The organism is Sphingomonas hankookensis (genome assembly GCF_022664465.1).
Taxonomy (GTDB): domain Bacteria; phylum Pseudomonadota; class Alphaproteobacteria; order Sphingomonadales; family Sphingomonadaceae; genus Sphingomonas; species Sphingomonas hankookensis.
On the sequence record NZ_JAKREV010000004.1, the window covers coordinates 86,455 to 111,715 of the forward strand.

The following is a 25,261-nucleotide window of genomic DNA, read 5'->3' on the forward strand; positions in this document are numbered from 1 at the left end:
ATACACATGGACCTATGCTCCATCGCCTCCTGCTCGCGTTGATGCCCCTGTTGCTGGTTGCCGCCGACCGGCCGGCGGCGTCGGGCGACGCGCTGCTGATCCGCGGCGCGCGGGTGTTCGACGGGACGGGGGCAGCGGCGGTGCCGGGCGACGTGCTGGTGATGGGCGACCGGATCGTCGGTGTGGGCAAGCATCTGGCGCGGCCACGCGGCGCGCGGGTGATCGATGCGCGCGGGCTGACGCTCCTGCCCGGGCTGCACGATCTGCACACCCATTTGCGCGCGTCGGGCTATGGCAGTCCGGACGATCTGGGCAAGGCATGGGGCTCGCATCTGGTGAACGGCATCACCAGCGCCAACGACTTTTCGCTGTCGGGAGAGATGCTGGCGCCGATCCGCGCCATCGCCGCCGACGGCGCCATCCCGACGCCGCGCCTGAACCTCGCCATTCGGCTGGGCGTGCCGGGGGGACATGGTACCGAATATGGCTGGGGCAGCTTCTTCACGCTGACCGCCACGACGCCGCGCGCCGCGCATGTCGCGATGAAGACCGCGCTGTCGTACAAGCCCGACGTCATCAAGGTGTTCGCCGATGGCTGGCGCTATGGCCGGTCGCCCGACCTGGCGAGCATGAACGTGCCGACCCTGACCGCGATCGTCGACGACGCCCATGACGCTGGCCTGCCGGTCATCACCCACACGGTGACGCTGGCCGGCGCCAAGATCGCCGCTGCCGCCGGAGTGGATGCGCTGGGCCATGGCGTCGGCGATGCCCCGGTCGATGCCGAACTGATCGCGCTGATGCGGGCGAAGAACGTCGCCTATGTGCCCACGCTGGTGGTGTATGAGCCGCAGCAGGACCGGACGTTCGTGCCGCTGGAATGGCAGCATCTGGCCGTGCCCGAACGCGCGGCGGAGTCGGCGCGGATGGCGCGGCCGGTCGACGCAATCCCCGAACTCGAATCGAAGCGCTGGGCGATCATGCAGGCCAATGTCCGCGCACTGCACGCGGCGGGCATCCGCATCGGCGTCGGCACCGATGCCGGGATCGGCGGCGTCTATCACGGGTCGAGCGCGGTGCGCGAGACGCGGCTGTTGGCGGGGCTGGGGCTGACGCCTGCGCAAGCGCTGGTCGCGGCGACCGGCGGGGCGGCGGATATCCTGCGCCAGCGCGACCATGGCCGGATCGCCATCGGCCAGCGCGCCGACCTGATCCTCGTCGGCGGGCGGCCCGATGTGACGATCGACGACCTGCACGACGTGCGGCGGGTGTTCGTTGCCGGACGGGAGGTGCCGCTGGTGCCGCTACGCCGGCGGATCGACGATCCGGCGCTGACGCCGATGCCGGTGCACCGGATGGCCGGGCCGATCGATACCGGTGCGCGGAGCGACGGGCGCACCGACCTCGACACGCTCCCGGTCGAGAGCGTCGAGCCGGGGACCGATCACAGCCGGCTCGATATTGTTCGTCCCGATGCGCCGCACGATCCGCGATTGTTCGCGGTCGCGCGGCTGGGCGCGGCGGACCGGCCGTTCGCGGCGCTGGTGCTGCCGCTGACGAAGGGCGCGATCGACGTCGCCGATGCGCGCGGCTTTACCGGCATCGCGTTCGAGGCGCGCGGGGCGGGGCGCTATGTGATGGCGTTCGACGTCTATGGCGCGCGGTCGGGGTTTCGCGCGCCGTTCGAGGCGAGCGGGGACCGGCGCGAGATCCGGTTGCCGTTCAGTGCCTTTGCCAATGGCGGCACCCCGCTCGACCTCACCCGGTTGCGTAGTGTCAGCGTGCGGTTGAGCGGTGAGCCCGGCGGGCGGGCGTGGCTCGAACTGGCGAAGGTCCGCTTCTACCGCTGACCTGCGCGGGCGGCGGCCAGCGCAAAGGCCAGCACGACCGCGAACGACAGGCACGGGACCAGCATCGCCGTCTGGATCGACACCACGCCGTGGCTGAGCCAGCCCATCGCCGGGGGGAACACCGCCCCGCCGATCACCGCCATCACGATCAACGGCGCCCCCAGCGGCGCGCGGGGCCCGAGGTCGCGGACGCCGAGCGAGAAGATGGTCGGGAACATGATCGACATGAAGAAACCGGTCAGCAGCAGTGCGCCGATCGCCACCATCCCGCTGCCCAGCGCCGCGACCAGCATCAGCACGATATTGGCGAGCGCGAAGCCGGTCAGCAACCGCGTGGCGGCGATGCGATGCATCAGCGCCGTGCCGATCAGGCGACCGATGAGGAACAGCGCGAGGCTGATCGACAGCAGATACGCCGCCCCCCGCTCGGGCGTGGCGGGGCTGAGCGCCTTTACGAAATCGACGAAGAAGCTCCACACGCCGACCTGCGCGCCGACATAGAAGAACTGCGCCACCACCGCCCAGCGCAACAGCCGGACGCCGATCACCGAGCGCAGCCCGCCCAGCGTATCGCCGCCGATGTCGCGCGGGACTTCGGGCAGGCGGACGACGGCGATGGTGATGGCGATCAGCACCACGACTCCGGCCAGCACCAGATAGGGCAACTGCACCATCTGCGCCTCGGTCGCGCGATAGGCATCGAGTGCGGCGGGGGCCATCGCGTCGAGCGTGGCGCGGTCATGCTCGACGCCCGAGAAGATGAACTTCGCGCCGATCACCGGGGCGATCGCGCCGCCAAGGCCGTTGAACGCCTGCGCGAGGTTCAGCCGCTGTTCGGCGCGGGCGGGATCGCCGAACGCGACGATATAGGGATTGGCGGCGGTTTCGAGGAACGCGGCGCCCGATGCCAGCACGAACAGCGCGCCCAGGAACGCGGCATATTCGCGCACCTCCGCCGCCGGATAGAAGAGCAGCGCGCCGACCGCGTAGAAGCCGAGCCCGGCAAGGATGCCGGCGCGGTAGCCGAAGCGGCGCAGCACCATCCCCGCCGGCAACGCCATGACGAAATAGCCGATATAGAAGACGAACTGGATGAACCCGGCCTGCGCACGGTCGAGGGCGAGCGCCTTTTGAAACTGGCGGATCAGGATGTCGTTGAAGTTGTTGGCGACCGCCCAGAGGAAGAACAGGCTGACCACGACCGCGAAGCCGGTGGCGTAGCCGGGCGTGATGAAGCGGCGTTCGGCAGCGGCGGGCGCTTGCGCCTGCGGGGCGGTCGGAGGGATCATGGGTGGTCGCTTAAGGTAAAGATCGGGGTCATCGGCGTCCAGCGGCTGCCAGCGGGCGCGGCGGGCAGCGCCCGCTGGAACTCGCCCATCCTTGCCTCCCATTCGGCGACCTGCGGGTCGGCGGCGTCGGCATCGGCCTTTGCCGCGGGATCGAAGCCGGGGGGGACGGTCATCGTCATGACCAGCCGGGTGCCGGTGCGGAAGATTTGCATTTCCGCAACCCCCGACGCGCGGATCGCGGCGAGGACCGGGGCGGGGACGTTGCCGGGGGTGTGCCAGCGTTCATATTCCGCGATCGCCGCTGCGTCGTCGACCAGGTCGAGGGTCAGGACGCGGATCATGCGTTCGACCAGCCGCCGTCGATCACATGGACCGCGCCGGTGGTGTAGGACGATGCGTCGGAGCCGAGGTAGAGCGCCAGTTCGGCGATCTCCTCCGCCCGGCCCAGCCGCCCCATCGGCTGGCGCGCGGTGAAGGCGGCGCGGGCGGCGTCGGCATCGCCGGTCGCGGCCATGCGGTCCTCCAGCGAGGGCGACTGCACGGTACCGGGGCAGATCGCGTTGCAGCGTATGCCTTGCCCCACGAAATCGAGCGCGACCGATTTGGTCAGGCCGATCACCGCCGCCTTCGACGCGGTGTAGACGAAGCGGTTGGGTACGGCGATCACATGGCTGGCGACCGACGACATGTTGACGATCGAGGCGCTCCCTGCGTCGATCATCGCCGGCAGCAGCGCGCGGATCAGGCGATATTGCGCGCGGACGTTCAGGTCGAAGCTGAAGTCCCAGTCGGCCTCTTCGGTGGTCAGGATCGTGCCGGCATGGACGAAGCCGGCGCAGTTGAACAGGATGTCGACCGCGCCGACCTTTGCGGCAAAATCCTTGATCGCCTCAGGGTCCATCAGGTCGACGACGTGCGGCTCGCAGCCGGTCAGCGTCGCCAGCGCATCGGCGTTGATGTCCACCGCGAGGACGCGGGCGCCTTCGCGCGCGAACAGTTCGGCGGCGGCGCGGCCGATGCCTTGGGCCGCGGCGGTGACGATGGCGGTTTTGCCGGACAGGCGGGTCATGCGATCTCCAGGGGGATAGGGGCGTCGGCGCGGATCAGACCGGCATCGATCAAATCGGCCCATAGCGCAGGCGGGATGGGCAGGGTCGCGAGCGTCACCGCCTGCGCCAATTCGGTCGCATCGGCCATGCCGGGGATCACTGCGGCGACGGCCGGATGCGCCATCGGGAATTGCAGCGCGGCGGCGGCCATCGGTACGGCGTAGCGGGCGCAGATCGAGGCGATGGCGTCGACCCGGCGCGTCACGTCGGCTGGCGGCGTTTCGTAATTATAGCGGGCGTCCGGCCCGGTGCCCGAGGCGAGAATGCCCGAATTATACGGCCCGCCGACGATCACCTCTACCCCGAGCGCGGCACAGCGCGGCAGCAGCGTGTCGAGCGCGTCCTGTTCGAGCAGCGTGTAGCGCCCGGCGAGCAGGATCGCGTCGAGCTCGACTTGGGTAAGCAGTTCCTCGCACACCGCGATCTCATTCACGCCGACGCCGATCGCGCCGACCGCGCCGGCATCGCGAAGCGCGCGCATCGCTAAATAGCCGCCGTCGAGAAACGTCGCCATTTGCGCCGCATGGTCGGCGCCGTGCGTCATCGCGCCCAAATCATGGGCGAGCAGCAGGTCGATCCGGTCGCGGCGCAGCCGGTCGCGGCTGGCGTCGAACGATCGGAGGATGCCGTCGCGCGAATAGTCGAACGCGCTCTCGACCGGTTCGGGCGAGACGAAGCCCTGCCGTTCGACGGCGAGGTCGCGGTCGGGCACCGGGCGCAGCACCCGACCGACCTTGGTCGAGAGGATCGCGTCGCCATCGGGATCGAGGTCGGCCAGCGCATCGCCCAGCCGGCGTTCGGACAAGCCGAAGCCGTAATGCGGCGCGGTGTCGAAGCGGCGGATGCCGCGGCCCCAAGCGGCGTCGATCGTCGCGCGGGCGGCGTCATCGCCGACCGGTCGATACAGATTCCCGATCGCGGCGCCGCCAAAACCCAGCCTGGCGGGCGCCTGCCTCTGCGTCATCGCCTATCCTCTCCCGGCGAGTATCCGCGAAGTAATTTCACCTGTCAAAACCAAAAGCGTCAGTAGACGACGACCGAGCGGATGCTTTCCCCGGCGTGCATCAGGTCGAAGCCCTTGTTGATCTCCTCGAGGCTGAGGACGTGGGTGATCATCGGGTCGATCTCGATCTTGCCGTTCATATACCAGTCGACGATCTTCGGCACGTCGGTCCGCCCCTTCGCGCCGCCGAACGCGGTGCCGCGCCAGTTGCGCCCGGTGACGAGCTGGAACGGGCGGGTGGCGATCTCCTTGCCCGCCTCGGCCACGCCGATGATGATGCTGGTGCCCCAGCCGCGATGGCACGCCTCCAGCGCCTGGCGCATGACGTCGGTGTTGCCGGTGCAGTCGAACGTGTAGTCGGCGCCGCCGTCGGTCAGCGCGACAAGGTGCTGGACGATGTCGCCGCCGACCTCACGCGGGTTGACGAAGTGGGTCATGCCGAAACGGCGGCCCCATTCCTCGCGGTCGGGGTTGATGTCGACGCCGACGATCATGTTGGCGCCGGCCATCTTCGCCCCCTGCAGCACGTTCAGCCCGATGCCGCCGAGGCCGAAGACGATGATGTTGTCGCCCGGCGCGACCTTGGCGGTGTTGACCACCGCGCCGACGCCGGTGGTGACGCCGCAGCCGACATAGCAGCTGGTCTGGAACGGGGCGTCCTCGCGAATCTTCGCCACCGCGATCTCGGGCAGGACGGTGAAGTTCGAGAAGGTCGAGCAGCCCATATAATGGTAGATCGGCTGCCCCTTGTAGCTGAAGCGGGTCGTGCCGTCGGGCATCAGCCCCTTGCCCTGGGTCGCGCGGATCGCGGTGCATAGGTTCGTCTTGCCCGACAGGCACGACTTACACTGGCGGCATTCGGGGGTGTAGAGCGGGATGACGTGATCGCCGACCGCGACGCTGGTCACGCCCGCGCCGACTTCGCGGACGATGCCCGCGCCTTCATGGCCCAGCACGCTCGGGAAGATGCCTTCCGAATCCAGCCCGTCCAATGTGTAGGCGTCGGTGTGGCAGATGCCGGTCGCCATGATCTCGATCAGGACTTCGCCGGGTTTGGGGCCTTCGAGGTCGAGTTCGACGATCTCGAGGGGGCGCTTCGCTTCGAACGCGACGGCGGCACGGGTCTTCATGGGACGTCTCCTTGATGGTCGCGACCTAGCGGGGGCGGGCGGGGGTCGGCAAGGGGCGTGCGATCGGCTACATCGCGCGGCCATGTCGCCACGTCTCCCGATCCTTGCGCTGCTGTTCCTGTCGGGCTGCGCCGGCGGCAGCTATCGTCCGGTCAGCGATGCTGCGGTCAAGATCGGCGCGCCGTACCGGGTGCGGGGCGTGACCTATGTCCCGGCCGCCGATCCAAGCTACGACATGCTCGGGCTGGCGAGCTGGTATGGCAGCGAGTCGGGGCGGCAGACCGCCAATGGCGAGCGGTTCCGTGCCCGCGGGGTGACCGCGGCGCATACCACGCTGCCGCTGCCAAGCTATGTCGAGGTGACCGCGCTCGACACCGGGCGGCGGATCGTCGTGCGGGTCAACGATCGCGGACCGTTTACGGGACGCGGGCGCATCCTCGACCTGTCGAGGGGCGCGGCCGAGGCGTTGGGCGCGCGCGGGCGGGGCGTGGTTCCGGTCCGCGTGCGGGTGGTGTCGCCCGCCGAGCGCGACCGGGCGCGGCTGCGCCGGGGCAAGGCGGCGCGCGACCTGCGGCCGGTCGACGAGGCGACGCGCGCCAATTTGCGGGCGCAATTGCGGGCGAGCGGGCTGTAGCGCGGGCCAAAGATCACGAAGTTCACACTAGTGGCGTGTTTGTACATTAGGTTCGATGGTAGTGTCCGGCGGGGTCAAAGAGCGGGCGGACGCAGTGGGCCGCGTTGGCGATCGTGGCGTTGGGTCTCGTTGTAGGAAAGCGGTTATTTGGTCGGTGCCGGCTTGGGTTGCATTTCGGCCAGGCGCTTGTCCTGGACCGCTAGTACCGGGACGCCGAGCGCGGTGCGCAGCGTGTCGGGGATCAGCGCACGGTCATAGGGTTCGCGGGTCAGTTCGCGATTTTCCGGTGCCCGCCACTGGGTGCCGTAAATCTGCTTCTGTCCGACTGCCTGTAGATAGCGGTCGAGCGTCGCGGCGGCGATCCAGCTGGCGTCCTTCTTACCCCGGGCGGCGGCGGCGAGCGCAAGCGTGTGCGCGAGGAGATAGTCCGCAGGCTTGTCGCCATGCTGGAACACGAACGCCGCGGCGTAATAGTCTTCCGCCGTTGTCAGCTTGCCCTGATCGAGCAGCGTGCGGGTCCGTTCGCGGCGCGCGGTGTCGTCGGCCCACATCTTGCGCACGAAGGTCATGTCCTTGAACCATTCGGGCTTCACATTCTTTCGGATCGCCTGATCCTCGGCGAACATCCTCGCCATTTCCGGGTTGTCGGCGGTCTGCGCCGGGGCGGGGGTGGCGATCGAAAGGGCGATGAGAGCGATCGACAGGCGGAGCATGGGACCTCGCGAATGGTGGCGCGGGGAGTGTGACGTGCAGGTGGTGGGGGCGTAAAGGGGGATCGTGGGGGAGGAGCGGCAGGCGCGCTCGTGGTGCGGCGGTGCTGTTGCAACCGGGAGATCCCAGCCTTCGCTGGGATGACGTTTGTGGCGGGAGAAGATGTCCGTTTTCCGCCCGCTATATCACGTCCCCCCAGCGCAGGCTGGGGCCTTCTGCGGCTGGGCGCGCGGGTTGCTTGGCGGACCGCCCCGAGGGCCGAGACGCAGAAAGGGCGGCCTCTTGCAGGGCCGCCCTTTCTTTTCTGCCAGCGCCATGGGCAAAGCCCATGCCGTCGGTCGGGGCTTTGGCCCCGCCGGCCGGTCGCGCTGAGGTGGTGCCTCGGTCCAGCTTTGCTGGACCTTGGCTCAGCGCGACTTCACCGCGAGTAGAATTCGACGACCAGATTCGGTTCCATCTTCACCGGATAGGGCACTTCGTCCAGCGTCGGAACGCGGGTGAAGGTGACCTTGGTGCCTTCGGTGCCGATATATTCGGGCACGTCACGCTCGGCGAGGGTCTGCGCTTCGAGGACCAGCGCCATTTCCTGCGCCTTGCTGCCCAGCGAGATTTCGTCGCCGACATAGCAACGACGCGACGCGATGTTGCACTTCACGCCGTTGACGCGGACGTGGCCGTGGCTGACGAGCTGACGCGCGGCGAAGACGGTCGGGGCGAACTTGGCACGGTACACGATCATGTCGAGGCGCTGTTCGAGCAGGCCGATCAGGTTCTGACCGGTGTCGCCCTTCATGCGCGACGCTTCTTCATAGGTGCGCTTGAACTGCTTTTCGGTGACGTCGCCGTAATAGCCCTTCAGCTTCTGCTTCGCGCGCAACTGGATGCCGAAGTCCGACATCTTGCCCTTGCGGCGCTGACCGTGCTGGCCGGGGCCATATTCACGCTTGTTCACCGGGCTCTTGGGACGACCCCAAATGTTTTCGCCAAGGCGGCGATCGAGCTTGTACTTGGCGCTGGAGCGCTTCGACATGGGTATTTCCAATGCAATCTGGTATGACGTTTGACCGTCCGGGGACGATCGCGGCTCCCGGTCTTCGCCTCCGACTTGTGGTCGGGGCCACCGCTTCACCGGGAATGCGGGGCCGAATTGCGAAGCGGCGCGGTTAGCCGGGTGGGCCCGAGGAGTCAAGCTGGACAGGGCGAGCGTCCCGCGCCACAGCGCGTTGCATGACGATCCTGCCTGGGCCCGAGTGCACCACCATGACCGAAGTCCGCGCCGGCGTGGACGCTCTCGACCGCGAACTGGTGGCGCTGCTGGCGCGCAGGTTTGCGTATATGGACGCCGCGGCGCGGATCAAGCCGGGGCGCGAGGCGGTGCGCGACGAGGCGCGCAAGGCTGAGGTGATCGCCAATGCACGGGCGGCGGCGGTTGCGGCGGGCGTGCCGGAGGACGTGGTGGGTGATTTGTGGGAGCGGCTGGTCGAGGCGTCGATCGGGTATGAGTTGGCGCGGTTCGACGCGACGCGGGGGTAGGGCAAGGCCTGCAACCCACCCCCCTTTCCCGTTTGCTTCGAGCGCAGGTTCGAGCTTGTCGAGAACCGAAGTCGAGAAGGGGTTGCCCCAAACAAGACGTTCTCGACGGACGCTTCTCGACTTCGCTCGAAGCTGCTCGAACTAAACGGGGAGAGTGTGGGGGAGAGACGAGGCTACCGCCGGCGCTTCGCCCCATCCAGCGCCGACAGCACGCCGCGCATCGTGCGCACCTCCTGCGACGTCCACCCTGCCTTCGTCAGCAACGTCCGCAGCGTCCGCCGCGACGTCGCCGCACGTTCGGGGGGGAAGAAGAAGCGCGCGGCCTCCAGCATGTCGTCGAGCTGGCCGATCATCCCCTCCAGTTCCTCGTGCAGGGCGGGCTGGCCGAGGTCGACGGTCGGCGGGCTGGCGAGGGCCTGTCCCTTCGACCATTCATAGGCGACCAGGATCACCGCCTGGGCGAGGTTGAGCGAGCCGAATTCCGGGTTGATCGGGACGGTCAGAATGGTGCGGGCGAGCGCCACATCGTCGGTTTCGAGGCCGGAGCGTTCGGGGCCGAACAGGATCGCCGAGCGGCCGGGCTCGGCGCGGATCGCCTGTGCGGCGGCTTCGGGAGTGACGACCGGCTTGGTGATGCCGCGCTTGCGGACGGTCGTGGCGTAGACATGGGCGCAATCGGCGACGGCGTCGGCGACCGTTTCATAGACGGTGGCGTCGCGCAGCACCTGGTCGGCGCCGCTGGCCGCCGGGCCGGCTTCGGGGTTGGGCCAGCCGTCGCGTGGGGCGACGAGGCGCATTTCGACGAGGCCGAAGTTCAGCATGGCGCGCGCGGCCTTGCCGATGTTCTGGCCGAGTTGCGGGCGGACGAGGACGATGACGGGGGGGAGCGCACCTTCCGCCCCATCCCGTTCGGTTCGAGCAGCATCGAGCTTGTCGAGATCCGCCCGTCGAGAACTGGCCGCCGTGGAAATCGTCGACCAGTCGCCGCGGAACAGCCCTTCCTTCTTCTTGCGCGACCAGTCCTTCACCTGTGCCTCGCGCTCCAGCGCATCGGTCCGGGTCTGGAAGGTCTCGTGCCACATCAGTTCGACCGGGCGGCGGTCATGGGTGTAGCCTTCGAACGCGCCCGACTGATGCTCGGCGATGCGGCGGTCGAGGTCGTCGGTTTGGCCGGTGTAATAGGTGCCATCCGAACATTTGAGGATGTAGACGTAGAACATGATGGGCCTTGGGTTCGCAGGGCCGAGAAGGGTTCTCGACGGGCGTATCTCGACAAGCTCGATACTGCTCGAACCGAACGGGGGGAAGGGGGTGGCCCAAATGGCCGGGTTCTCGACGGACGCTTCTCGACAAGCTCGAAGCTGCTCGAACTGAACGGGGTTGGTCGGGGCAGGTGAAAACCGCGTGAGCCGAGGAAGGCCAAGAGGCGCTACCCCTTCGCCGCATCCCCCACCGCCCCGGCAAATTCCTCGAAGTCCTTCGCCTCGCGGAAGTCCTTGTAGACGCTGGCGAAGCGGATGTACGCGACCGGGTCCAAACCCTGCAGCCCCTCCATCACCAGCTCGCCGATCCGGCCCGATGCCACTTCGCTGTCGCCGGTGGTTTCCAATTGCCGCTGGATGCCCGACACCAATCGTTCGACCTGCGCGGGCGTGATCGGCCGCTTGCGACAGGCGGTGGCGACCGAGCGCAGCAGCTTGTCGCGGTCGAACGCCTGGCGGCGGTCGCCTGACTTCACGACGGTCAGGTCGCGCAGCTGGATGCGTTCGAAGGTGGTGAAGCGCGCGCCGCAGCCGCTGCATTGGCGGCGGCGGCGGATGGCGGCACCGTCGTCGCTGGGGCGGCTGTCCTTTACCTGACTGTCTTCATGGGCACAGAACGGACAGCGCATCGTAATTCCCGTTGGACCCGCCGCCCCGCCATCAGGCGGGGCGGGCTGGGTGCCGCGTCAGTAGCGCGGCTTCTTGTTCGCCTTGTAATAGGCATAGCCCGCGCCGGCGGCGGCGCCGATCAGCGGGCCGACAAACGGTACCGGAATGGCGATGACCGCGCCCAGCGCGCCCCATTTCGCCATGCTCTTGCCGACCGACTTGTCCTTCATGTCACGAACTCCTTACAGACCCGGATAGATCGGGAACCGCTCGCACAGCGCCCGAACCCGTGCCTTAACGTCCGCCTCGACGTGCGGGTCCCCGGCTTCGCCCTTGGCGCGCAGGCCGTCGAGCACGTCGGCGACCATATGGCCGATCTCGGCGAACTCGGCCTTGCCGAACCCGCGGGTGGTGCCGGCGGGCGATCCGACGCGGATGCCGCTGGTCTTGACCGGGGGCAGCGGGTCGAACGGGATGCCGTTCTTGTTGCAGGTGATCGCCGCGCGCTCCAGCGCCTCGTCGGCATCCTTGCCGGTAACGCCCAGCGGAGTCAGGTCGATCAGCGCCAGATGCGTGTCGGTGCCGCCGGCGATGACGTTGGCGCCGCGGTCCTTGAGCGTCGCGGCCAGCGTCTGCGCATTCTCGACGACGGCGCGGATATAGTCCTTGAACTCGGGGCGCAGCGCTTCGCCGAACGCTACCGCCTTGGCCGCGATGACGTGCATCAGCGGGCCGCCCTGAAGCCCCGGAAACACCGCCGAATTGATCTTCTTGGCGATGGCTTCGTCGTCGGTCAGCACCATGCCGCCACGGGGGCCGCGCAGCGTCTTGTGCGTGGTGGTGGTGACGACATGGGCGTGGCCGAACGGGGTCGGGTGCAGCCCGGCGGCGACGATGCCCGCGAAATGCGCCATGTCGACCATGAACTTGGCACCGACTTCATCGGCGATCGCGCGGAACTTGGCGAAGTCGATCTGGCGCGGATAAGCCGAGCCGCCGGCGATGATCAGCGTCGGCTTGTGCTCGCGCGCCAGCGCCGCGACCTGGTCGTAATCGATCAGATGCGTTTCGCGGTCGACGCCGTACTGTACCGCGTTGAACCACTTGCCCGACATCGCCGCCCTGGCGCCGTGGGTCAGGTGACCGCCGGCGTCGAGGCTCATGCCCATGATCGTGTCGCCGGGCTTGGTCAGCGCCAGCATCACCGCGCCGTTCGCCTGCGCGCCCGAATGCGGCTGCACGTTGACGAAGCCGCAGCCGAACAGCTGCTTGGCGCGGTCGATCGCCAACTGCTCGACCTCGTCGGAGGGGTGGCAACCCTGATAATAGCGCTTGCCGGGATAGCCCTCGGCATACTTGTTGGTGAAGACGCTGCCCTGCGCCTCCAGTACCGCCTTCGACACGATGTTTTCCGACGCGATCAGCTCGATCTGGTAGCGCTCGCGCTCCAGTTCGTGCGCCACGCCCGCGAAGACGGCGGGATCGGCATCGGCGAGGGTGGTTTCGAAGAAACTGTCGGGGCGGAACTGGTCGGTCATGGGCGCGGCTCCCGCTGAAGAAGAGGTTGCGCGCGCTTTAGTCCGGGTGTCGTCCAAATGCCACCCGGGGAATCGGGTTTAGACGGTCGTCAGGTCGAGAAGACGAAGGCGGGTTCGCGCGAACCCCAACCTTCCGCTTAGACCGGCGGATTGCCCAGCTTGTCCACGCGGCGCTGGTGGCGGTCGCCGCCGAAGGGGGTGGCGAGGAAGGCGGTAAGGCAGGCCTTTGCCATCTCGCTGCCGATCAGCCGTGCGCCCATCGCGATGACGTTGGCGTCGTTATGCTCGCGTGCGAGCGCGGCGGAAAGCGGTTCGGACACCAGTGCGCAGCGGCAGGCCGCGACCCGGTTGACCGCGATCGAGATGCCGATGCCCGATCCGCACAGCGCTACGCCGAAATCGGCCGCATCGCCGCTAACCGCCTGCGCCAACTTGTAGCCATAGTCGGGATAGTCGACGCTGGTCGCGTCGTGGGGGCCCAGGTCAGCGACCTCGTGCCCCTGGTCATGCAACCAAGTGGCGAGTTCTGCCTTGAGCGTCAGAGCGGCGTGGTCGGATGCGATTGCGATACGGGCCATGGCGCCGCTTCTAGCGGTCACGACGCGGCGGCGCTAGGCTGTGTCGTCGACGGTCAGGAAAGGATGGACGGATGCGTGGATCGATCATCGTAGCGGCTCTGATACTGAGCGCGTGCGGCGCCAACGAGCGACGCAGCGAAGGGGCCGCCACGCAGGCCGATATCGAGAACAGTGCCGCCACGCCGCTGCCCGCGCCGCGCGTGCCGTCGCCGACTCCCACGCCGACGCCCACCCCCAGCGCGACCGCGACCGCGACGCTGGGCGCGAACCATTACCTGGGCCGCTGGATCGGCGTTGAGGGCATGGTCCTGAACGTCAGCGACCCCGCACAGGGCGAGGTGAAGCTCGACATGCAATACGACCTCGACAACAAGGGACAATATACCGGCACGATCACGCCCGAGGGCATCCGGTTCCAGCGTAATGGCGAGACGCTGTTGCTGCGGCCGAGCGACGGCGACGCCACCGGCCTAAAATGGCTGGCCGGCAAGAAGGACTGCCTGACGGTCAAGCCCAGCGAAGGCTATTGCCGTGACTGATCCGATTACGCCGCCGGTCGCAGCGGTGCGACCGCCGGTGGCGGCGCTGCTGCTGGGCTATGCCGGGTTGTTGCCGCCGATGGTCGGTATCGCCATCCGGGTGATCGATCCGGCGAAGGGCGGCATGATGTTGGCGCTGTCGCTATTCTATGCCGCGCTGATCCTGAGCTTTCTGGGCGGGATGTGGTGGGGCATGGCGGCGGCGCGCGTGACCGGCGCGGCGATGACGCTGTGGCTGGCGGTGGCGGTGGTGCCGACGCTGGTGGCACTGACGGCGGGGGCGGTATTGTTCGCGTCGGTGGTGTCGGCGGCGGCGATCGTCGCGGCCGGGCTGCTCGGATCGCTGCTGGTCGACATGGCGCTGGTGCGTGCGGGCCATGCGCCGCCATGGTGGATGAAGCTGCGCGTGCCGTTGTCGGTCGGGTTGGCGGCGTTGACGCTGCTTGCCGGTTTGCTGGCGCAGCGCTGACCGCCGGGTTCTGCCTTGTTCTGTGCGGTAACGGACTGCGTCGGAATTAACCCATTTCCTGAGCCGTTCGGGGGGTCGGCGCGATTGAAAGCCGCGATTTCGCGGATTAGCGTGCCACCATGCCGATCCGGTTCGACCAAGCCCATGCCGCGCTGGCGTTTCTCGAACGCCACGACCTCGAACCCAGCCCCGCGCTGTACGACCTGGCGCTGGTCCATCTGTCCGACGCCGATCCGGCGTTGTCGCAGGCGATCGCGCTGGCGGTGGCCGAAGACGGCGGGTTGCGTCCCGAACAGGCGATGCAGCTTCATGCGACGCTGCGCGGCACGTCGGACCCGACCGACCGCCAGGCGCTGGCGATGCGGATTGCCGCGACCGAGCGCGACGTGGCACTGCTGCGCGATCAGGTGGCGACGTTGCGCGCGCTGTTGCAGGGCGGCGATGCCGACCATGACAAGCTGACCAATGCGCTGAACCAGACCGGCGCGCGGCGCATCCTCGATCAGATCGGGCAGCAGGACCGGCGCTTCGTCGTGCTGATGTTCGGGATCGACCGGCTGGTCGGGATCAACCGCGAATTCGGCCATACGGTCGGCGACAATATCCTCAACGCCTTCGCCACCAAGCTGCAACAGACCTTTCCCGAACAGGAGGCGATCCGGTGGGGCGGGAACGAGTTCATCGTGGTGATCCCCGGGCAGACGATCACCGCCGTTCGCGTGGCCGCCGAGGAAGTGCTGCAGTTGCTGGCCGAGCGTAATTTCCGCTTGCGCGGGTCGGGCGAGTCGATCGGGCGGGTAACGGCGTCGGCGGCGATCGTGCCCGATCATGTCGGCAATTTCGAAGTAATCCTGCGCGAGGCGCGGGCGAAGATCGAAACCGCGCTGGCCGCGGGCGGGAACAGGGTGGAGGTGTAGGATATCCTCCCCGAAACGGGGAGGGGGACCATCCGCAGGATGGTGGAGGGGGCTGTCCGCATACGGAACAGTTGCGTTGCGCCGCACTCCCCCTCCACCATCGCCTTCGGCGACGGTCCCCCTCCCCGCGAGCGGGGAGGATTTTGGATTACGCTGCCTTCCGCAACTCCAGCCGGCCCCAGATTTCGACCAGCGCCGCGGTCAGTTCGCGCATCATCCCTTCGTCATGCGCCGGACCCGGCGTGAAACGCAGCCGTTCGGTGCCGCGCGGTACCGTCGGGTAATTGATCGGCTGAACGTACACGCCATATTCGCGCAGCAGGATGTCGCTGATCCGCTTGGCCTTCACCGGATCGCCGACCATCAGCGGCACGATGTGCGTGGTCGTGTCCATCACCGGCAGCCCGGCATCGGCGAACAGTGCCTTGAGCGTCGCGGCGGCGGCCTGTTGCCCCGCGCGCTCGACCGGCGAGGCCTTCAGGTGGCGGACGCTCGCCAGCGCCCCTGCGACCAGCACCGGCGACAGCGAGGTCGTGAAGATGAAGCCCGGCGCGTAGGAGCGGATAACGTCGATGACGGTGCGGTCGGCGGCGATGTAACCGCCCATCACGCCGAACGCCTTGCCCAGCGTGCCCTCGACGATGGTCAGCCGCGAGGCCGCATCGTCGCGTTCCGAAATGCCGCCGCCGCGCGCGCCGTACATGCCGACCGCGTGGACTTCGTCGAGATAGGTCAGCGCGTTGTAGCGGTCGGCAAGGTCGCAGATCGCGTGGATCGGGGCGACGTCGCCGTCCATCGAATAGACGCTTTCGAACGCGATCAGCTTGGGGACCGCAGGGTCTTCGGCGGCCAGCAGTTCCTCGAGGTGCGCAAGGTCGTTGTGGCGGAACACCCGCTTTTCGCAGCCCGAATGGCGGATGCCCGCGATCATCGACGCGTGGTTCAACTCGTCGGAAAAGATGATGCAGCCGGGCAGGATGCGCGCCAGCGTCGACAGCGTTGCCTCGTTCGAGACATAGCCCGACGTGAACAGCAGCGCCGCTTCCTTGTCGTGCAGGTCGGCCAGTTCGTTCTCGAGGTCGATGTGATAATGGGTGTTGCCGCCGATGTTGCGCGTGCCGCCCGATCCGGCGCCGACGTCGTGGAGCGCTTCCTCCATCGCCGCGATCACCGACGGGTGCTGCCCCATCGCAAGGTAATCGTTCGAACACCACACGGTGATCGGCTTCGGCCCGTTATGCCCGGCGAAGCAGCGCGCATTGGGGAATTGCCCCTTGTTGCGCAGGATGTCGATGAAGACGCGGTAGCGCCCTTCCTCGTGCAGGCGGTCGATCGCCTGTGCGAAGACACGGTTGTAATCGACCGAGCGGGCCGGAACTGCGTCGATGCTCATGGGGCGCGGGTGTACCTGCTGGGCGCGCACGTTTCCAGCGGATAAAAGCGGTTACGGTGATCGGTGGGGGTGGGCATTTTGTCCCAGGGGGCAGGGACGGGGCACAGGCTGTCGTGGTTGCGCGCCAGCGGCTCGTCGTCGCTCCGGCGAAGGCTGGGGCCTTCCTGCGGCGAGGCGCGCTCCATTACCGGGAGATCCCAGCCTTCGCTGGAATGACGTGTGGGCCTCTAGGCGTGCGTGCCCTACAACGCCTCGACCGTCCCGAACCCCTGCGACGCCAGCCCCGCCGCGATTCGCCGTTCTCGCTCGCCCAGCCGGGTGAAGACCAGCCGGCCGGGAACCGGAGTCGCCGGAAACGCCTGTCCCACCGTCAACGTCACGATTCGTCGCGCGATGCCGGGGCCGCCGTCGACGAACGCGACATGCGGCGCGACTTCGCGCATCCGCTTCTCCAGCAGCGGGAAATGGGTGCAGGCGTTGACGATCACGTCGATTCGCCCGCCCCCCGGCTGGCCGAACAGCCCGGCCAGTTCGGCGGCGATCGCATCGCGGGAAGGCGGGGTGCCGGCCAGTGCGGCTTCGGCCAGTTCGACCAGCGCCGCCGACCCATGGCGCAGCACGGTGCAGTCGGCGGCGAAGCGTGCCGCGAGGTCGTCGACATAGGGCTGGCGCACCGTCGCTTCGGTCCCGAGCACGCCGATCACGCGCGTCCTGCTCGCCTCCGCCGCGACCTTGATCGCGGGCACGGTGCCGACCACGGGCACGTCGAGGGCGGCGCGGACGACCGGCAGCGCGATGGTGGAGGCGGTGTTGCAGGCGATCACCACCAGCCGGGGGCGATAGCGCTCGACCAGCCGCCCGAGCAGCGCCGGCACCCGCGCCGCGATCTCGGCCTCGGTCTTGGTACCATAGGGGAAGCCGGCCGAATCGGCGGCATAGACGATCGGCGCGGTCGGCAGCAGCCTGGCGGTCGGTGTCACGACCGACAGCCCGCCGACGCCCGAATCGAAGAACAGGATCGGCTGCGTCGGTTCGGCCATGATCGCTTACTCCCTGCTCGCCGCCCACCGCGTTGCAAGCCGTCGCCGAACCCCTTACCCTGTGCCCCACAGACGGCAAGTTTAACGGGGGCTATCCTGCCGAGCGAAATTCTCTGGGTACAGCCGGCGGCGGCGCTGCTGATCGGTTATCTGCTGGGGTCGATCCCGTGGGGCATATTGCTCACGCGGATCGCCGGGGCCGGCGACCTGCGCACGATCGGGTCGGGCAATATCGGCGCGACCAACGTGCTGCGTACCGGGCGGAAAGGGCTGGCGGCGGCGACGCTGCTGCTCGACCTTTTGAAGGGCGCAGCGGCGGTGCTGCTGGTCGAACACCTGTTCCCCGGCGAGGAGCTGATCGCGGGCGCGGCGGCGTTTGTCGGCCATTGCTATCCGCTGTGGCTACGCTTCCGCGGGGGCAAGGGCGTGGCGACGATGATGGGCGTGGTCGTGGCGCTCAGCCCGCTGGCGGGGCTCGTCTATGCGATCGTGTGGCTGGGGCTGCTGGCGGTGCTGCGCATCTCGTCGGTCGCGGGCATGGCGGCGGCGGTCGCCGCGCCGATCGCGGCAGCGGCGGTCGGGCGGTTCGACCTGGTGATCCTGTTCCTTGGCCTCGCCCTGATCGTGCTGTGGAAGCACCGCGAGAATATCGAGCGGCTGGTGGCCGGTACCGAACCGAGGATCGGTCGCAAGCGTGCGTGATGGCGCTTCGGGTGCCGCCGACCAAAACGCCGCGCGGTTCGCGGCGCTGCGGCTGATCCGGTCGGCGAATATCGGGCCGGTGACGTTTCGCGCGCTGATCGAACGCTATGGCGATGCGGTGGCGGCGATCGAGGCGCTGCCGATGCTCGCCGCAAGGGGTGGCGGGCGGGCACCGGTGCTGGCCGACGACGCCGTCGTGCGGCGCGAGATCGCCACCGTCCGCGGCTTGGGCGGGCGCTATCTGCTGCTGGGCGACCCCGACTACCCCGCGTTGCTGGCGGAGATCGACAGCGCGCCGCCTGCGCTGATCGTGCGGGGCGAGTTGTCGCTGCTGGCCCGGCCGGCGGTGGCGATGGTCGGCGCGCGCAACGCATCGGCGGCGGCATGCCGGTTCGCGCGCGGGCTGGCGGAGGAACTGGGCGCGGCGGGCTATACCGTCGTGTCGGGGCTGGCGCGAGGGATCGACACGGCGGTGCATCACGGCGCGATCGGCCATGCCACGATCGGGGTCATCGCCAGCGGCATCGACGTGGTGTTCCCGCCCGAAAATGCCGCGTTGCAGGAGGATGTCGCGACCCGCGGACTGCTGGTCGCCGAACAGCCGCCGGGCACGCAGCCCCTCGCCCGTCATTTCCCGTCGCGCAACCGGATCATCGCCGGACTGGCGCTGGGGACGGTGGTGGTCGAGGCCGCACCGCGATCGGGATCGCTGATCACGGCACGGCTGGCGGGAGAGGCGGGGCGTGAGGTGATGGCGGTGCCCGGATCGCCGCTCGATCCGCGCGCGCAAGGGTGCAATGCGCTGATCCGCGACGGCGCGACGCTGGTGCAGAATGCCGCCGACGTGGCGGAAATGCTGCGCCCGATCGACGCGCGGGCAGTGCGCTCGCCGGGGGCACCCTACCGCCCCGAACCGGCGGCGCAGGATGCGAGCGAGGCGGAGCGGGCGCGGATCGTCGGGCTGCTGGGACCGGTGCCCGTTGCGGTCGACGAACTGGTGCGGCAATCGGGGTGCCCGACGACCGTCGTGCAGACGGTGCTGCTGGAACTGGAACTGGCCGGGCGGCTGGAGCGACACGCCGGGGGACGAGTCAGTCTGGGGTAGCATTCGCCATCAAAGCGGAACGCCGCTGCTTCACCAGCCCAACCCGACTTGACGCCACCCCCCGGCGCTCCCCACTCTCGTACGCGTACGCACAAGGACCGACCGCCACATCATGCAGCTCGTCATCGTCGAATCGCCCGCCAAGGCGAAGACCATCGAAAAATATCTGGGGTCGGATTACCGCGTCCTCGCTTCCTACGGCCATGTCCGCGACCTGCCGCCCAAGGACGGGTCGGTGAACCCCGACGACGGCTTCGCGATGGATTGGGAGACGTACGCCGACAAGACGAAGCAGCTGAAGGCGATCACCGACCTCGCCAAGACCGCCGACCGCCTGATCCTCGCCACCGACCCTGACCGTGAGGGGGAGGCGATCAGCTGGCATGTGCAGGAGGTACTGAAGAAACGCCGCGCGCTGCCCAAGGAAGTCGAGCGGGTCACGTTCAACGCGATCACCAAGCCGGCGATCCTCGCGGCGATGAAGGCTCCGCGCGAGCTGGATACTGACCTGATCGATGCGTATCGTGCGCGGCGCGCGCTCGACTATCTGGTCGGCTTCACCCTGTCGCCGGTGCTGTGGCGCAAGCTCCCCGGCGCCAAGTCGGCCGGGCGGGTGCAGTCGGTGGCGCTGCGCCTGCTGGTCGAGCGCGAGCGTGAAATCGAGACGTTCGTCGCGCAGGAATATTGGTCGGTCGTCGCCAAGATGGAGGCCGATGGCACGCCGTTCGACGCGCGCCTCGTCAAGCTGAAGGGCAAGAAACTCGACAAGCTGTCGCTGGGCGATGCCGGATCGGCGGAGGTTGCGAAGGCGGCAGTGGTCGATGGCCGCTTCACCGTCATCAACGTCGAGACGAAACCCGCGACGCGCAACCCGCCGCCGCCCTTCACCACCTCGACGCTGCAACAGGAAGCCGCGCGCAAGCTGGGCTTTTCGGCCAGCCACACGATGCGGATCGCGCAGTCGCTGTATGAGGACGGCGCGATCACGTACATGCGGACCGACGGTGTGCAGATGGACGGATCGGCGATCGATGCCGCGCGCGGCGCGATCGCCAACCGCTATGACGGCAGCTACGTGCCGGACAAGCCCCGCCAGTATCAGACCAAGGCCAAGAATGCGCAGGAAGCGCACGAGGCGATCCGCCCGACCGATTTTTCGAAAGATCGCGCCGGCAGCGGCGATCACGGCCGGCTGTACGACCTGATCTGGAAGCGGGCGCTGGCAAGCCAGATGGCGTCGGCGCGGATGGAGCGGACCGCCGTCGAGCTGGAGGATCAGACCGGCCAGACCGGCCTGCGTGCCACCGGACAGGTCGTGCTCTTCCCCGGCTATCTCGCGCTGTACGAGGAAGGGCGCGACGATGCGGCGGACGAGGATTCGCGCCGCCTGCCTCTGCTGCGCTCGGGCGACAGCCCGGCCAAGAAGGACGTCGTCGCCGAACAGCATTTCACCCAGCCGCCGCCACGCTTTTCGGAAGCGTCGCTGGTCAAGCGGCTGGAGGAACTGGGGATCGGGCGTCCGTCGACCTATGCCTCGATCATTCAGGTGTTGAAGGACCGCGGCTATGTCCGGGTCGAGAAGAACCGGTTCTTCGCCGAGGAAACCGGGCGGTTGCTGACCGCGTTCCTCGAACGCTTCTTCGAGAAATATGTCGGCTACGACTTCACCGCCGAGCTGGAGGAGGAGCTTGACGACGTGTCGGGCGGCCGTGCCGAATGGCAGGCGGTGCTCGAGGCGTTCTGGCGCGACTTCAAGCCGCGCACGTCGGAGGTGATGGAACAGCAGCCGAGCGCGATTACCGCCGAACTGGACCAGTTTCTCGGATCGTACCTGTTCCCCGAAAAGGCCGATGGCACCGATCCGCGGCTGTGCCCGAATTGCGGCGAGGGGCGCCTCGCGCTGCGCGGCGGAAAATTCGGCGCGTTCATCGCCTGCTCCAACTATCCCGAGTGCAAATACACCCGCCGCTTCGCGCAGCCGGGCGGCGAGGACGGCGGCGATGCCGGTCCCGAAGGACTGGGCAAGGATCCGGCGACGGGGCTGGAGGTCGAGCGCAAGTCGGGACGCTTCGGGCCGTACATCCAGCTGGGCGAGGGCAAGGAGGCCAAGCGCGCGTCGATCCCCAAGGATATCGGCGAGCTGAACCTCGATTGGGCGCTCAAGCTGCTGAGCCTGCCGCGCACCATCGGCAACCATCCGGAGACGGGCGAGCCGATCGAAGCGGCGATCGGGCGCTATGGCCCGTACCTCAAGCACGCCGGCAAATATGCGCGGTTGCAGTCGACGGCGGACGTGTTCGAAACCGGCATGAACGCGGCGGTGGTGAAGCTGGCCGAAGCGGCGGCGGGCGGCGGACGTACCGCGCGGGGGGCGGCGAAGGAACCGCTCAAGGTGCTGGGCGCGCATCCGCGGACCGAGCTGGAAATCAAGCTGATGGAAGGGCGCTATGGCCCCTACGTCACCGACGGCACGACCAACGCGACGATTCCGAAGTCGGTCGAACCGAACGCGCTGACGCTGGAGGAAGCCGCGCAGCTGATCGACGACCGCGCGGCGGCGGCCCCGGCCAAGGGCAAGAAGAAGCCGGCGGCGAAGAAGGCCGCGCCGAAAAAGGCGGCGGCGAAGGACGGCGCGGTGAAGAAGGCGCCGGCCAAGAAGGCGGCTGCCAAGAAGCCGGCGGCGAAGGCGTAGCGGCGACCTTCTTCGTCACTCCCGCGAAGGCGGGAGTCCATATACACTGGCGTGGCGGATCATGCCGAACCGTCAGCGTGTATGGATTCCCGCCTGCGCGGGAATGACGGATGGAGGGTGAGGTCGCGCAGGCAGGCTGGGCAAGCCACGACCTTTTTTGCGAGCGAAGCCCCCGTCACGGCCATCACCCGGGATCAAGTCCGGAGTGACGAAAGCGTATCGGTCGGCTAACATTTGTCGCTAACGGGTTGTCTGCCCCCGACCTTGCGATGGCGCGAACCATCGTGCGGCCGGACCCGTCCGCGAACGCCGTCAGTTCGCCCGTGCTCCCGATTGCAGGAACGCCCGCGCGGCTTTCTGCGCGTCGGCGATCTGGCGCGGCGTCATGTCGCACGCGATTTCGGCGCGCCATTCCTGCGCCTGTTCCGACCCCGTCATCGCCGCAAGGTTGAACCACTTGTGCGCTTCGACGAGGTCGATGACCGCGCCGCCGGTCCCGCTGGAATAGCAAATGCCCAGTTCGAACCACGCCGTGCTGTTGTTGGCGCTTGCATCTTCCACTCGGCTTTCCGCGAGGAAGAGGGCGCCTTTCTGACTAATGCCCATGTTCTGAACCCCCATTGGTACAGGCACGAAATTGCCGGCTGGGGGTTGCGATTTGGTTAACGCGAATAACCGCACCGGTTCGGTACGTTAACGCACGCTGAACTTAAGGTCGGGCGGGACGTGCCGGGGGCTCCGCCGTGCCGGCCGCTACCCTTGCGAGAGCGCATCCAGCGTCGGGCGGATACCCGACAGGTCGTAGCCTGCCGCGCCGCCCGCCGCGACCAGCGTGTCCGGATCGCCGCCGGTCTTGGCACTGGCCAGCGCCCACAAATTGCACGAGCGCGTGCCCGAGCGGCAATAGGCGAGGATCGGGCCGCTGCTGTCGGCCAGCACGCCCGCCATCGCATCGAGCTGCGGATGGCTGAACCCGGCATGGGTGATCGGAATAGCATGATAGGCCATGCCCGCCGCCGTCGCCGCATCGGCGATCGCGTCGCCGGTCGGCTGGCCGGCTTCTTCGCCCTCGGGCCGGTTGTTGACGATGGTGGTGAAGCCCTGTGCCTTCAGCGTCGCGACGTCGTCGGCGGTGATCTGCGGGCTGACCGAGATGCGGTCGTCGATACGGCGGATTTGCATGGTGGGAGGATAGCGATCCCGTTCGCCGCAAGCAAATCCTCCCCACAGGGTGGGGAGGGGGACCAGCCGCAGGCTGGTGGAGGGGCGAAGCCACGAGGGTTACGTGTGCGGCATCGCCCCTCCACCCCTCGCTGCGCGAGCGGTCCCCCTCCCCATCGCAGATGGGGAGGATTTAGTGTTGCTGGATCACGCTCAGGAACGCGTCGCCGTACGCCTGCAACTTCTTCTCGCCGACGCCGGTGATCCGCCGCATGCCGCCGATCGTCTGCGGCTTGTCCGCCGCCATCTCGCGCAGCACCGAATCATGGAAGATGACGTACGGCGGCACGGCCGCCTCCTGCGCCAGTTCACGGCGTTTGGCGCGCAATGCCTCGAACAGCGGATCGCCGGTCGGGTTGGGCGTCGCATCGCCCCGGCGCCGCCGCTCGCGCTTGGGCGGCACGATCAACGACAGCGTGTCGCCGCCTTTCAGCAACCCGCGCGCTGCGGGTCCGAATTCCAGCCCGCCATGGTCGTTGGCGCGCAGCGCATCGCGCAGTTGCAGCGCGCGACCGACGGGTTTCAGCAGCGCCACCTCGTCCCCCTCGACGATGTTCCACACCGACAGCTTTTCGTGGCCGTTGGTCATGCTGCGCTCGGTCGACTGGCCGGTCAGCACCTGTTCGATATAGGTCGCGCCGAACATCATGCCGGTGCGGAATACCGCGGACAGATATTTCTGCGCCACCTGCGTCGCGTCGACTGCGTTGGGCGGGGTCAGGCAATTGTCGCAATTCCCGCAAAATTCGGGCGGCGACTCGCCGAAATGCTTCAGCAGGATCGCGCGGCGGCACCCGGCGGTCTCGACCAGCGCGCCCAGTGCGTTCAGCCGCTGCCGCTCGCCCGCCTGCCGGTTCGGCTCGACCTCGCCGATCCGCTGGCGCGCGCGGGCGAAGTCGTCGGCGCCCCAGAACAGGTGCGCGACTGCCGGATCGCCGTCGCGCCCGGCGCGGCCGGTCTCCTGATAATAGGCCTCGATCGACTTCGGCAGCCCGGCATGGGCAACGAAGCGGACGTCGGGCTTGTCGATCCCCATCCCGAACGCGATCGTCGCGACCATCACCATGTCTTCGGATGCGACGAAGTCGTGCTGGTTGCGCTGGCGGACGGCGGGGTCGAGCCCGGCGTGATAGACGCGCACCGGGCGGCCGGTCTTGCCGAGCGCCTCGGCCAGCCGTTCGGTGCCGGCGCGCGACTGGACATAGACGATGCCGGGGCCGGGGGTGGCGGCGATGATGTCGGCGATCTGGCGCGTACCCTGATCGCGGGGGGTGATGTGGTAGCGGATGTTGGGCCGGTCGAAGCCGGCGACGATCAGCCCGTCGTGCGGGATGCCGAGCTGTTCGAGGATGTCGGCGCGGGTATGCGCGTCCGCCGTTGCCGTCAGTGCCAGGCGCGGAACGTCGGGAAACTGGTCGAACAGCGGGCGCAGCAGGCGATAGTCGGGGCGGAAGTCGTGGCCCCATTCGCTGACGCAGTGCGCCTCGTCGATCGCGAACAGCGACAGGTTGCCGCGCGAGAGCAGGTCGCGGAAATCGCTGCCCGAGGCGCGTTCGGGCGCGACGTAGAGCAGGTCGAGTTCGCCATCGAGGAACCGGCCGCGCGTTTCCGCCCGGTTGTCGTCGGCGCTGGTCAGCGTCGCGGCACGGATGCCGACGGCGGTGGCGGCGCGCAGCTGGTCGTGCATCAGCGCGATCAGCGGGGAGACGACGACGCAGGTGCCCGGCAGCATCTGCGCGGGCAGCTGGTAGGTCAGCGACTTGCCCGCGCCGGTCGGCATCACCGCCAGCGTGCGCTGTCTGGCCAGCACCCGGTCGACCACCTGCCGCTGGACGCCGCGAAAGTCGGGAAAGCCGAAGGTCGATTGCAGTACGGGGATCGGATCGAGCGCCATCGGGCTTCACCTAGGGATGCGGGGCGGGGGCGTCGAGGGGTGG

At 68.2% G+C, this 25,261-nt stretch carries 26 protein-coding genes; 9 read left to right on the forward strand and 17 right to left on the reverse strand.

All coding sequences use genetic code 11. The annotated features are described in order from the left end of the window. Positions 1 to 14 precede the first annotated feature (14 nt). The gene (locus tag MF610_RS11970; protein ID WP_242196799.1) at positions 15 to 1,850 is read left to right on the forward strand and encodes an amidohydrolase family protein; all 1,836 of its coding nucleotides are present in this window, start codon (positions 15 to 17) and stop codon (positions 1,848 to 1,850) included. Here the strand turns inward: MF610_RS11970 and fucP are convergent. The 5 genes from fucP to MF610_RS11995 are packed head-to-tail and all read right to left on the reverse strand — an operon-like array spanning position 1,841 to position 6,381. After that, a complete protein-coding gene (gene fucP / locus MF610_RS11975; protein WP_242196801.1) occupies positions 1,841 to 3,139 on the reverse strand; it encodes an L-fucose:H+ symporter permease in 1,299 nt (432 codons plus the stop codon). The two genes, MF610_RS11970 and fucP, sit on opposite strands and share 10 nt — an antisense overlap. After that, a complete protein-coding gene (locus MF610_RS11980; protein ID WP_242196804.1) occupies positions 3,136 to 3,480 on the reverse strand; it encodes an L-rhamnose mutarotase in 345 nt (114 codons plus the stop codon). Before MF610_RS11980 ends, fucP begins: the two co-directional genes overlap by 4 nt. Then, complete coding sequence (locus tag MF610_RS11985; protein WP_277924078.1) at positions 3,477 to 4,208, reverse strand: SDR family oxidoreductase; 732 nt, start codon at positions 4,206 to 4,208, stop codon at positions 3,477 to 3,479. The genes MF610_RS11980 and MF610_RS11985 overlap by 4 nt, the downstream gene beginning before the upstream one ends. Beyond that, positions 4,205 to 5,212 carry an aldo/keto reductase gene (locus MF610_RS11990; RefSeq protein WP_242196810.1) on the reverse strand — a complete coding sequence of 336 codons (1,008 nt, stop codon included), beginning with the start codon at positions 5,210 to 5,212 and terminating at the stop codon, positions 4,205 to 4,207. Before MF610_RS11990 ends, MF610_RS11985 begins: the two co-directional genes overlap by 4 nt. A gap of 59 nt (positions 5,213 to 5,271) precedes the next feature. Further along, complete coding sequence (locus MF610_RS11995) at positions 5,272 to 6,381, reverse strand: S-(hydroxymethyl)glutathione dehydrogenase/class III alcohol dehydrogenase (RefSeq protein ID WP_242196812.1); 1,110 nt, start codon at positions 6,379 to 6,381, stop codon at positions 5,272 to 5,274. Between the two features lie 82 nt (positions 6,382 to 6,463). Here MF610_RS11995 and MF610_RS12000 point away from each other — a divergent pair, with 82 nt between their 5' ends. Beyond that, the gene (locus MF610_RS12000; protein WP_242196815.1) at positions 6,464 to 7,015 is read left to right on the forward strand and encodes a septal ring lytic transglycosylase RlpA family protein; all 552 of its coding nucleotides are present in this window, start codon (positions 6,464 to 6,466) and stop codon (positions 7,013 to 7,015) included. 143 nt (positions 7,016 to 7,158) lie between these two features. Here the strand turns inward: MF610_RS12000 and MF610_RS12005 are convergent, their stop codons facing one another. Both MF610_RS12005 and rpsD read right to left on the reverse strand, forming a co-directional pair. Continuing rightward, positions 7,159 to 7,728 (reverse strand): hypothetical protein, encoded by a 570-nt coding sequence (locus MF610_RS12005; RefSeq protein WP_242196817.1) that lies wholly within the window; start codon positions 7,726 to 7,728, stop codon positions 7,159 to 7,161. A 416-nt stretch (positions 7,729 to 8,144) separates the two neighbouring features. Continuing rightward, a complete protein-coding gene (gene rpsD, locus MF610_RS12010; protein ID WP_055788240.1) occupies positions 8,145 to 8,756 on the reverse strand; it encodes a 30S ribosomal protein S4 in 612 nt (203 codons plus the stop codon). Between the two features lie 197 nt (positions 8,757 to 8,953). On the opposite strand from rpsD, the gene MF610_RS12015 reads away from it, so the two are divergent. Continuing rightward, on the forward strand, positions 8,954 to 9,259 hold the full coding sequence (locus MF610_RS12015) for a chorismate mutase (RefSeq protein WP_242196820.1): 306 nt from the start codon (positions 8,954 to 8,956) through the stop codon (positions 9,257 to 9,259). A 173-nt stretch (positions 9,260 to 9,432) separates the two neighbouring features. On the opposite strand, the gene MF610_RS12020 is transcribed toward MF610_RS12015, so the two are convergent. The 5 genes from MF610_RS12020 to rpiB form a co-directional block, all read right to left on the reverse strand. After that, complete coding sequence (locus tag MF610_RS12020; protein ID WP_242197555.1) at positions 9,433 to 10,482, reverse strand: TrmH family RNA methyltransferase; 1,050 nt, start codon at positions 10,480 to 10,482, stop codon at positions 9,433 to 9,435. A 206-nt stretch (positions 10,483 to 10,688) separates the two neighbouring features. Beyond that, a complete protein-coding gene (nrdR, locus tag MF610_RS12025; RefSeq protein ID WP_242196826.1) occupies positions 10,689 to 11,150 on the reverse strand; it encodes a transcriptional regulator NrdR in 462 nt (153 codons plus the stop codon). Between the two features lie 57 nt (positions 11,151 to 11,207). Next, positions 11,208 to 11,360, reverse strand: a complete 153-nt coding sequence (locus MF610_RS12030) for a hypothetical protein (protein ID WP_242196828.1) — start codon at positions 11,358 to 11,360, stop codon at positions 11,208 to 11,210. 12 nt (positions 11,361 to 11,372) lie between these two features. Next, positions 11,373 to 12,668, reverse strand: a complete 1,296-nt coding sequence (gene glyA, locus MF610_RS12035; RefSeq protein WP_242196833.1) for a serine hydroxymethyltransferase — start codon at positions 12,666 to 12,668, stop codon at positions 11,373 to 11,375. Positions 12,669 to 12,805: 137 nt separating this feature from the next. Then, the gene (gene rpiB / locus MF610_RS12040) at positions 12,806 to 13,246 is read right to left on the reverse strand and encodes a ribose 5-phosphate isomerase B (protein ID WP_242196835.1); all 441 of its coding nucleotides are present in this window, start codon (positions 13,244 to 13,246) and stop codon (positions 12,806 to 12,808) included. Between the two features lie 71 nt (positions 13,247 to 13,317). On the opposite strand from rpiB, the gene MF610_RS12045 reads away from it, so the two are divergent. From MF610_RS12045 to MF610_RS12055, 3 genes are all read left to right on the forward strand, one after another. Continuing rightward, positions 13,318 to 13,785, forward strand: a complete 468-nt coding sequence (locus MF610_RS12045) for a hypothetical protein (protein WP_242196838.1) — start codon at positions 13,318 to 13,320, stop codon at positions 13,783 to 13,785. Further along, the gene (locus MF610_RS12050) at positions 13,778 to 14,254 is read left to right on the forward strand and encodes a DUF3429 domain-containing protein (protein ID WP_242196840.1); all 477 of its coding nucleotides are present in this window, start codon (positions 13,778 to 13,780) and stop codon (positions 14,252 to 14,254) included. The genes MF610_RS12045 and MF610_RS12050 overlap by 8 nt, the downstream gene beginning before the upstream one ends. A gap of 119 nt (positions 14,255 to 14,373) precedes the next feature. Then, entirely contained in the window at positions 14,374 to 15,171 is a 798-nt protein-coding gene (locus MF610_RS12055) for a GGDEF domain-containing protein (protein ID WP_242196842.1), read from the forward strand. A gap of 148 nt (positions 15,172 to 15,319) precedes the next feature. Here the strand turns inward: MF610_RS12055 and hemA are convergent, their stop codons facing one another. Together hemA and murI are read right to left on the reverse strand one after the other, a co-directional pair. Continuing rightward, a complete protein-coding gene (gene hemA / locus MF610_RS12060; protein ID WP_242196844.1) occupies positions 15,320 to 16,564 on the reverse strand; it encodes a 5-aminolevulinate synthase in 1,245 nt (414 codons plus the stop codon). Between the two features lie 242 nt (positions 16,565 to 16,806). After that, entirely contained in the window at positions 16,807 to 17,604 is a 798-nt protein-coding gene (murI, locus tag MF610_RS12065; protein ID WP_242196849.1) for a glutamate racemase, read from the reverse strand. 96 nt (positions 17,605 to 17,700) lie between these two features. Between murI and plsY the strand changes: the two genes are divergently transcribed. The 3 genes from plsY (at position 17,701) to topA (ending at position 22,103) form a co-directional block, all read left to right on the forward strand. Next, the gene (gene plsY / locus MF610_RS12070) at positions 17,701 to 18,306 is read left to right on the forward strand and encodes a glycerol-3-phosphate 1-O-acyltransferase PlsY (RefSeq protein ID WP_242197558.1); all 606 of its coding nucleotides are present in this window, start codon (positions 17,701 to 17,703) and stop codon (positions 18,304 to 18,306) included. Next, positions 18,299 to 19,411 carry a DNA-processing protein DprA gene (gene dprA, locus MF610_RS12075; RefSeq protein ID WP_242196852.1) on the forward strand — a complete coding sequence of 371 codons (1,113 nt, stop codon included), beginning with the start codon at positions 18,299 to 18,301 and terminating at the stop codon, positions 19,409 to 19,411. The genes plsY and dprA overlap by 8 nt, the downstream gene beginning before the upstream one ends. 112 nt (positions 19,412 to 19,523) lie before the next feature. After that, entirely contained in the window at positions 19,524 to 22,103 is a 2,580-nt protein-coding gene (topA, locus tag MF610_RS12080; protein ID WP_242196855.1) for a type I DNA topoisomerase, read from the forward strand. Between the two features lie 312 nt (positions 22,104 to 22,415). Here topA and MF610_RS12085 read toward each other — a convergent pair whose 3' ends face one another. The 3 genes from MF610_RS12085 to recQ all read right to left on the reverse strand — a co-directional run bounded on the left by MF610_RS12085 (position 22,416) and on the right by recQ (position 25,218). Next, on the reverse strand, positions 22,416 to 22,709 hold the full coding sequence (locus MF610_RS12085) for an SEL1-like repeat protein (protein WP_242197561.1): 294 nt from the start codon (positions 22,707 to 22,709) through the stop codon (positions 22,416 to 22,418). 147 nt (positions 22,710 to 22,856) lie between these two features. Further along, positions 22,857 to 23,285 (reverse strand): protein tyrosine phosphatase family protein, encoded by a 429-nt coding sequence (locus MF610_RS12090; protein ID WP_242196857.1) that lies wholly within the window; start codon positions 23,283 to 23,285, stop codon positions 22,857 to 22,859. Positions 23,286 to 23,457: 172 nt separating this feature from the next. Next, positions 23,458 to 25,218, reverse strand: coding sequence for a DNA helicase RecQ (recQ, locus tag MF610_RS12095; RefSeq protein WP_242196860.1), 1,761 nt, complete (start codon positions 25,216 to 25,218; stop codon positions 23,458 to 23,460). Between the last annotated feature and the right edge of the window lie 43 nt (positions 25,219 to 25,261).

Coding starts and splice junctions, on each gene's coding strand:
- MF610_RS11970 (WP_242196799.1), top strand. CDS start 15: ATGCTCCATCGCCTCCTGCTCGCGTTGATGCCCCTGTTGCTGGTTGCC.
- fucP (WP_242196801.1), bottom strand. CDS start 3,139: ATGATCCCTCCGACCGCCCCGCAGGCGCAAGCGCCCGCCGCTGCCGAA.
- MF610_RS11980 (WP_242196804.1), bottom strand. CDS start 3,480: ATGATCCGCGTCCTGACCCTCGACCTGGTCGACGACGCAGCGGCGATC.
- MF610_RS11985 (WP_277924078.1), bottom strand. CDS start 4,208: ATGACCCGCCTGTCCGGCAAAACCGCCATCGTCACCGCCGCGGCCCAA.
- MF610_RS11990 (WP_242196810.1), bottom strand. CDS start 5,212: ATGACGCAGAGGCAGGCGCCCGCCAGGCTGGGTTTTGGCGGCGCCGCG.
- MF610_RS11995 (WP_242196812.1), bottom strand. CDS start 6,381: ATGAAGACCCGTGCCGCCGTCGCGTTCGAAGCGAAGCGCCCCCTCGAG.
- MF610_RS12000 (WP_242196815.1), top strand. CDS start 6,464: ATGTCGCCACGTCTCCCGATCCTTGCGCTGCTGTTCCTGTCGGGCTGC.
- MF610_RS12005 (WP_242196817.1), bottom strand. CDS start 7,728: ATGCTCCGCCTGTCGATCGCTCTCATCGCCCTTTCGATCGCCACCCCC.
- rpsD (WP_055788240.1), bottom strand. CDS start 8,756: ATGTCGAAGCGCTCCAGCGCCAAGTACAAGCTCGATCGCCGCCTTGGC.
- MF610_RS12015 (WP_242196820.1), top strand. CDS start 8,954: ATGACGATCCTGCCTGGGCCCGAGTGCACCACCATGACCGAAGTCCGC.
- nrdR (WP_242196826.1), bottom strand. CDS start 11,150: ATGCGCTGTCCGTTCTGTGCCCATGAAGACAGTCAGGTAAAGGACAGC.
- MF610_RS12030 (WP_242196828.1), bottom strand. CDS start 11,360: ATGAAGGACAAGTCGGTCGGCAAGAGCATGGCGAAATGGGGCGCGCTG.
- glyA (WP_242196833.1), bottom strand. CDS start 12,668: ATGACCGACCAGTTCCGCCCCGACAGTTTCTTCGAAACCACCCTCGCC.
- rpiB (WP_242196835.1), bottom strand. CDS start 13,246: ATGGCCCGTATCGCAATCGCATCCGACCACGCCGCTCTGACGCTCAAG.
- MF610_RS12045 (WP_242196838.1), top strand. CDS start 13,318: ATGCGTGGATCGATCATCGTAGCGGCTCTGATACTGAGCGCGTGCGGC.
- MF610_RS12055 (WP_242196842.1), top strand. CDS start 14,374: ATGCCGATCCGGTTCGACCAAGCCCATGCCGCGCTGGCGTTTCTCGAA.
- hemA (WP_242196844.1), bottom strand. CDS start 16,564: ATGAGCATCGACGCAGTTCCGGCCCGCTCGGTCGATTACAACCGTGTC.
- murI (WP_242196849.1), bottom strand. CDS start 17,604: ATGGCCGAACCGACGCAGCCGATCCTGTTCTTCGATTCGGGCGTCGGC.
- topA (WP_242196855.1), top strand. CDS start 19,524: ATGCAGCTCGTCATCGTCGAATCGCCCGCCAAGGCGAAGACCATCGAA.
- MF610_RS12085 (WP_242197561.1), bottom strand. CDS start 22,709: ATGGGCATTAGTCAGAAAGGCGCCCTCTTCCTCGCGGAAAGCCGAGTG.
- MF610_RS12090 (WP_242196857.1), bottom strand. CDS start 23,285: ATGCAAATCCGCCGTATCGACGACCGCATCTCGGTCAGCCCGCAGATC.
- recQ (WP_242196860.1), bottom strand. CDS start 25,218: ATGGCGCTCGATCCGATCCCCGTACTGCAATCGACCTTCGGCTTTCCC.